Origin of the sequence: Bradyrhizobium sp. PRIMUS42, assembly GCF_023006515.1 — a bacterium.
GTDB lineage: Bacteria > Pseudomonadota > Alphaproteobacteria > Rhizobiales > Xanthobacteraceae > Bradyrhizobium.
This window is the reverse complement of the sequence record NZ_JALBGZ010000830.1, coordinates 1-2,516: the sequence shown is the minus strand read 5'-3', so window position 1 is coordinate 2,516 and position 2,516 is coordinate 1. Positions and strand designations below refer to the sequence as shown.

Genomic DNA, 2,516 nt, shown 5'->3' with positions numbered 1-2,516 from the left:
CTCCGGCGCCTCGCGCGCAAACAGCGGGCGCTCGGGCAGCACCAGATGGACGCGGGCAGCCTGGATGCGGTCGATGGCGCGGATGGTGCGGGCGAGCTCGCCTTCCAGCGCGCGGAGGTGATTGATGTTCTGGACGAAAGAGGTGGTGCCGAGTGCGTCCGACTTGTCGAACACCTCGTAGCCGACGCCGCCGCCCTTGGGCAGGCCGCCCTCGGCGAGCTTCATCCTGAGACGGGTGACCTTGTCCTTGGGCACCATGATGATGGAGCCCTCATTGCGGATTTCGAACTGGATGCCCTGGCGTTCCAGGTCCTTGATAATGCCGGAGGAGTCCTCGACGCTGAGGTCGGTGAACAGCGTCGTCATCTGCGGCGTGGTGACGCGCATGATGACGAACGCGAAAAAGCCGACGAGCGCGGCGGTGACCGCGATCATCGCCCCGAACCGGGCGGCGCCGATACTCTTCAGAAAGTCAGCAAGACCTTGCAAGCAACCGCCCCAACAGATTCGGCCGCTTTCACTGGAAAGGCCGACTGGGCAATTATTGCCTAGGGGATGGTTTCGATATGGTTAACGAAGGTTAAGAGGTCGGACAAAAGTAGCGCCAAACAGCGATATGAAAAAAATCGGCCTCGCAGGGCGAGGCCGATTTTCGTCAAAAGCCGCAGTTTTCCGGATCGCCTTACTGGCGATATTGCTGGATACGGGTGGTGCGAAGACCCGCCAGACCATGCTGGTCGATGGAAAACTGCCAGGAGAGGAATTCGTCGACCGTCAGGGTATAACGGCTGCAGGCCTCCTCGAGCGAAAGAAGTCCACCACGAACGGCGGCGACGACTTCGGCCTTGCGGCGGATGACCCAGCGTTTGGTGCCGGGTGCTGGCAGATCCGCGATCGTCAACGGACTACCGTCCGGCCCGATGACGTATTTTACCCTCGGGCGATGGGGTTCTGTCATGGCGTACTCACAAACTCTCAACCACTGAACTCACGCCCTTAACCCTACGCCCGGCGGCTTAAAAATCCGCTAAGCCTAAGGCTTCAATACAATTCTCGTTGAAAATGGCTGGAACGCCGCCGTGTCGACCGGCGGAACGTGTTTCCGGGCCGGTCGAGGGGGACTTCGTAAATACTTTACTAACAAATAGAGCCAGCGCGCGGGCGCTGCGAAGCTCTTAACTGTCATCCCGGGGCGCGCGCAGCGCGAGCCCGGGATCCATACCGCGTGATCTAACGATGGGATGCAGGTAGCAGTCCCGAGAATGACTTCTTAACCACCAATCTTCGTCAAATTTCTTCCTGTGGTTATGGATCCCCGCCTTCGCGGGGATGACACCGAATATATGGCTCGTGTCCGGCCTAATTGCTGCTTGTCGCGATGATGCTCTTGACCTGGCTCAGGGTGTAGCTGGCGCCGTCGATGGTGAGCAGCGGCGGCGACTGGGTCAGGTCGACCGACGACACCACGCCCTGCACCTGGGCGGCGATGCCGACATTGTTGTTAGCGACATCCTTGCCCGTTGCCGAGATCGTGTACTTGCCGTCGGGCCATTGCGTGCCGTCATTGCCCATGCCGTTCCAGGTGAAGGGAATGTCGGTGCCCGCGGCGGCGGTGTATTTGCCGGTGAACACGGTCTGGCCGCTGGCATTGGCGACGGTGATGTCGACCGTGGAATCGCTGGGCACGTTGAGATGCCAGGTCGCCGACGACTTCGTCATGGTCGCGGTCGAGCCGTCGACCAGGGCGGTCTTGCCGACGAAGCCGAGCGCCTGGGTCGCCTGCGTGGTCTGCTGCAGGGTGACGAGCTGGGACAGCGCATCGTTGGTCTTGAGCTGCTGCTCGACGCCGGCGAACTGCACCAGCTGCTGGGTGAACTGGTTGGTGTCGAGCGGATCCAGCGGGTTCTGGTTCTGCAACTGCGTCGTCAGCAGCGTCAGGAAGGTCTGGAAGTTGCCGGCGAGCGTCGATCCCGTGGTCGAGCCCAGCGAGTTCGACGAGGAGGATTTCGGGAGGTCGGTGGTCCCGGAGACGACGGAAGGGGCGGTGGCGCCAGTCGTGGTGGTCATGTCGAATACTCCCTACACTCTGATGTCGACGCCGCTGCTCGGCCCGTACATGCGGCCATAGCCGCGCCCGACGGGTGCGGCAGCAGCGGTATCGTCCTCGCTGATGATCAGCCGGCGGGCATTGCCGCCATTGTCGTTGTTCTGGCCGGAGTTCTGGCCCGATGAATTCTGGTCGCGCAGGCTGAAGGACAGCCCGTTGCTGCCGGTCTTGAGGCCGGCATCGTCGAGCGCGCGCTGCAATTGCGGCGCGTCCTGGCGCAGCATCTGCAGCGTCTCCGGCTTCTCCACGGTGAGATGCGAGGTGACGTTGCCGGCGCGGTCGACGTTGATGCGCACGTCGATGCGGCCGAGCTCGGCCGGATCGAGGCTGATGTCGAAGCGGGACTTGCCGGATCGGATGGCGGCCGCGATCTCGACCGGCACGCCATTGATCGGCACCGCCGTCGCGG

Annotated in this window: 3 protein-coding genes and 1 pseudogene; all 4 read right to left on the bottom strand. The window is 62.5% G+C overall.

The features are described 5' to 3' along the window. Nucleotides 1-489, bottom strand: a pseudogene (locus MOV75_RS34310) (flagellar M-ring protein FliF); the annotation flags it as partial. 193 nt (nt 490-682) lie between these two features. Beyond that, nucleotides 683-958, bottom strand: coding sequence for a DUF1153 domain-containing protein (locus MOV75_RS34305; RefSeq protein ID WP_002714638.1), 276 nt, complete (start codon nt 956-958; stop codon nt 683-685). 401 nt (nt 959-1,359) lie between these two features. Next, a complete protein-coding gene (locus MOV75_RS34300; protein WP_246931952.1) occupies nt 1,360-2,067 on the bottom strand; it encodes a flagellar hook assembly protein FlgD in 708 nt (235 codons plus the stop codon). Between the two features lie 12 nt (nt 2,068-2,079). Next, on the bottom strand, nt 2,080-2,516 hold a 437-nt coding region (locus MOV75_RS34295; RefSeq protein ID WP_247007555.1), incomplete at its 5' end, for a flagellar hook-length control protein FliK.